The organism is Propioniciclava sp. (assembly GCF_036744435.1).
In the GTDB taxonomy this organism is placed as follows: Bacteria; Actinomycetota; Actinomycetes; order Propionibacteriales; family Propionibacteriaceae; genus Propioniciclava.
Genome location: NZ_DAIOIA010000182.1, coordinates 1 through 3,651 on the forward strand (window position 1 = coordinate 1; position 3,651 = coordinate 3,651).

The 3,651-nt window shown below is 70.1% G+C and carries 4 protein-coding genes; all 4 read right to left on the reverse strand.

Annotated features, from left to right (window positions below; genetic code table 11):
• Positions 1-110: 110 nt before the first annotated feature.
• Positions 111-467: a hypothetical protein gene (locus tag V7E09_RS14780; protein WP_324523636.1), complete on the reverse strand. Its 357-nt coding sequence runs from the start codon at positions 465-467 to the stop codon at positions 111-113.
• A 486-nt stretch (positions 468-953) separates the two neighbouring features.
• Positions 954-1,613 (reverse strand): hypothetical protein, encoded by a 660-nt coding sequence (locus tag V7E09_RS14785; RefSeq protein WP_324523637.1) that lies wholly within the window; start codon positions 1,611-1,613, stop codon positions 954-956.
• Complete coding sequence (locus tag V7E09_RS14790) at positions 1,606-3,090, reverse strand: type IV secretory system conjugative DNA transfer family protein (RefSeq protein WP_300142001.1); 1,485 nt, start codon at positions 3,088-3,090, stop codon at positions 1,606-1,608. The genes V7E09_RS14785 and V7E09_RS14790 overlap by 8 nt, the downstream gene beginning before the upstream one ends.
• On the reverse strand, positions 3,087-3,467 hold the full coding sequence (locus V7E09_RS14795; RefSeq protein WP_324523638.1) for a hypothetical protein: 381 nt from the start codon (positions 3,465-3,467) through the stop codon (positions 3,087-3,089). The genes V7E09_RS14790 and V7E09_RS14795 overlap by 4 nt, the downstream gene beginning before the upstream one ends.
• Between the last annotated feature and the right edge of the window lie 184 nt (positions 3,468-3,651).

Consider the following 3,651-nt stretch of genomic DNA (forward strand, 5'->3'; position numbering starts at 1 on the left):
ATGACACCCGGCACGACTCCGGGCCGAGGTCCACAGGTCGGTCATCAGGTATTTCTGTGCTTGTTCAGAATGGGCCCTTTCCCGCAAAAGGGCGGGGTGTCGCGCGGGGCTCACTTCCCCAAAGCCAGCCGCACCGAGCGGCGATTCAGGCCCGTTCGCTCGGCGATCACCGTTTCCGCAACCCCAGCATCCGCAGTAGCGATGACCGCCCCCGTCAGCCGACCCATGGCCTCCCGCTCAGCCACGCGCGCCCGCGACCACTCCTGCGCGAGACCCTCCAGCGTGGCGTCCCCCACTAGCACCATGAGCGCGCCACTCATGGCTTCCCCCATCATCTCCTCGTCGGGATGCTGTCCGTGGTCCCGGCCCGGGTAGCGGGCGGCGATCATGTCGATCATCCGCTCGAAGGCCTCGCGCTGGTCCCCGGTCAGCTCGGTGTCGCCGAGCTCGTAGGGCTGCATGGTCATGCTGTCGGTCCTCCCGGGTTGGCGGCTGGCTATCTGTGTACCTGGGGATGTGCTCGATGACGGCCGGGGCATCTTCGGTTCGGTGGGGTCGGGGGATGTCGAGGGCGTCGAGTTGGGCGTCGAGCTCGTCGCGGCGGTGCTGCCACACGACCAGGGCGCGTTCCATGCTGCGCGCCATGCCCTGGCGGGGGTCCTCCTCGTGCTTTGGGCGGCGCCGGCTGGTCGGGGTGGCGTCCTGGTCGTGGATGCGTCGTTGCCAGTAGATGAGGTGGCTCAGCGTCAGGTCCATGGCGATGCACCAGGTGGTCTGGATCGCGCGGTAGCTGTCGGGGGTGTGGTTGTTGCGGAGCAGGAGTCCGTTGGGTTCGCTGTGGTGGCACCACCGGCACTGGGTGACCTCGGGGGGCGGTGGTGGGGCGCCTTGTCGACCGCCGTCGGTGTAGGGGATGAAGTCGAGCAGGTCGAGCTGCTGGTCTGGCTGGGGGTTCATCGGAGGATCTCCCCGGTGTCGGGGTCGACCTGGCTGCCGTCGACCAGGCGGAGGTTGGGGCGCGCTGTTGGTTCGGCCAGGAGGGCGGCCCGGTGGTGCTCGGCGAGTTGCTGGGTGAGGGTGGTGACGTCGCTGCCGTAGGCGCGTAGGCGTGTGTCGGCTTCGTTGAGGAGGCGGGCGTGGCGGCCGCGGGCGGGCCAGCTGGGGTGGTTGTCGTCGCACTGGTTCTTCAGGCGGGCTTTCATCCGGTCGATGAAGGCGGGGACGGCGTAGCGGTGCCAGTCCTCGAGCAGGTCGCTGGTGGTCGCGATGCCGGCACGTCGGCGTTGGTCGGCGAGCACGGCAATCTCGTGGACGAGGTGGGGGTGGTGGGGCCAGCAGGAGGGGATCATGCCGGCGTTGGGGTCCCACACGTACTCGCGGTTGAACCAGACCACGAACTCCTCCAGCCAGTCCCACACTTCCTGGCGTAGGAGCGGGTCCTGGCAGGTGGCCGGGTCCCACGGGCGCGGGAGCAGGGCCGGGTCGCCGAGCATCTCCTTCTGCTGGGCGGTGCCCTCTGCGGCGAGGTAGAGGTCGCGGTAGGCGACGGCCAACAGTGGGGTGTTGGGGGTGGGGAACGTCCACACCAGCGACTTGTCCGGTGTCCTATCCATCGTGGTCGGCCGCCTCGGTGAGTGCGTGCCGGCGGGCGTTGGCCAGGGCGGCGAGTTGGCGGGCCTCGATGGAGACCTCGTCAGCACGCGCACGCTCGACGATGGTGCGGGTGGCGTCGAGTTCGGCCAACAGTTGGCGTCCGGTCTTGCCCTCGATGCAGCGCGACAGCTTGGCGATGATCGGGGGTGCGTTCTCGGGGACGACGAGGGCCTGCTTGGTGGGGATCTGCCGGACTTCCTCGGGTTTGAGGATGGCCATGTCCTCCCCGCTGACGCTGCGTCCACCCTTGCCGCCGGTCTGCCAGGTGGTGCGGGCGACGCGGACGCTGCCGACGAGTTCGGAGATCTCCCGGTTGAACCCGCCGTCCTTGCTGCCGCCGAACATGACCAGCACGTTGGTCAGGCCGAGCAGGGCGCGGGCTTCCTGCTCGCCGTACAGGGCGGCGAGCTGCCGCCACGTCTGTGCAGCCCAGATGAACGAGATGCCCAACGCTCGTTCGTTGGCCATCCGGATGCGGAGGGTGGGCAGGGGTGCGGTCGAGGGCAACTCATCGAGGCAGGCCAGCATCGGCGGGCACAGCTTGTTGTGCTCGCTGGCCGTGGCGAGGGCGAGGGCGGTGTCGAGGACGTGTTCGGCCAGGGCGGTCATCAGCGGGCTGGCGCTGGCGTAGGGGTCCTCGCGTCCCAGCAGGTAGATGGTGCCCCCGCGCCGGATGATGTCGGCGATGTCGGTGGCCGGATGCCCCGGACGCGGCATGCAGCGACGGCGGATGTCTGGCTGGAAGAACAAGGTCAACGCTTGCTGGACGGTGGTGATCGTGTTCCCGGCGGTGCGGTCGTCGCCGGTGAGCGCGCCGGTGAGCAGGCCGTGCCAGAACGGGGCGGCGTCGGGGTGCTCGCGCAGGATCTCGGCGGGTTCCTGAGTGGCGAGCGGGTTCGCGACCCAGCGCAGGACGACGTCGAGGGTCTGCCCGGTGAGCGCGGCCGCGTGGAAGTAGCCCTGCAGCACCTTGGCGGCCTCGGCGGCGTAGAACCGGGCTGCGGCGTCGCCGCTGCCGGAGGCGCCGGCCTTGACGGTGCCGGCGGTGAACGCCTTCGCCCGGCGTTCCGCCACCAGCGGGTCGACGCACCCGTCGATCGGGTTCCACACCAGTTCAGGTAGGCCCGGGACGGCGCCGAACGGGTCCAGGACGTGGCAGGGCCGGCCGTCGCGGGTGCGGGCCTGCCACGACAGCAGCAGGTCGGCCGGTTTGGTGAGGGTCACCAACGCTGCACCGGGGGCGGTGAGCAGGGCGGGGACGAGGATGTCGAGGGTCTTGCCCGAGCCCTGGGGGCCGATCACCCCGCAGGTGCGGTCCCACGGGCACCACAGGTCCCCGGCACGCGGGTGGTGGGCGCGGCCGATCCGCCACCCCACGTGGTGGGGGTCGAACCGGACGCGGCGTGGCTTGGCTTCATGGTGGGTGATCATGCTCATCGGAGTGCTCGCTTCTTGGGGTACAGGTCGGGGCGGATGACGTGGCGGACCTTGCGCAGGCGGCTCACGCCGAGGACGTTCTCGACTTGGGTGGGGGTGGCCATGCCGAGGATGCGGCCCGGCCCCCACCGCGCCCACCCCCACACGGTGAGGAGGGTGATCCCGGCCAGCAGCACGAGTTCGGCGACGATGATGCACACCAACACCGGGGCGGTCGCCCCGGCGGGTAGGGCGCCGTCGGCCAGCCCGGCGTGCGGGTCACCGGCCACCACGCCGGGGATGCTGGAAACCAGGGCGGTCGGGGTCGGCCAGTGCCAGCCGTACCCGGCCAGCCAGGTCGCGAGCCCGCGACCGGCGTGCAGGCCGTAGAACAGCACCAGGACCGCGCCGAGGAGGACGGCGAGGGGGATATCTCCCAGGTGAGCGGGTAGGGGTTGTGGCGGCGTTGCTGCTGCATGAACGGACTCCTTAACTAGGGCTGGACGAGGTTGGTCGGGGTGGGGTTAAACCGGCGCTAGCAATTATTCGAAGCGGTTGAAATGTCCATGCCACGAGGTGCGC

What these genes read in the sequence shown, in the direction of transcription:
- V7E09_RS14780 (WP_324523636.1), bottom strand. Translation starts at nt 467, where the DNA reads ATGACCATGCAGCCCTACGAGCTCGGCGACACCGAGCTGACCGGGGAC.
- V7E09_RS14785 (WP_324523637.1), bottom strand. Translation starts at nt 1,613, where the DNA reads ATGGATAGGACACCGGACAAGTCGCTGGTGTGGACGTTCCCCACCCCC.
- V7E09_RS14790 (WP_300142001.1), bottom strand. Translation starts at nt 3,090, where the DNA reads ATGAGCATGATCACCCACCATGAAGCCAAGCCACGCCGCGTCCGGTTC.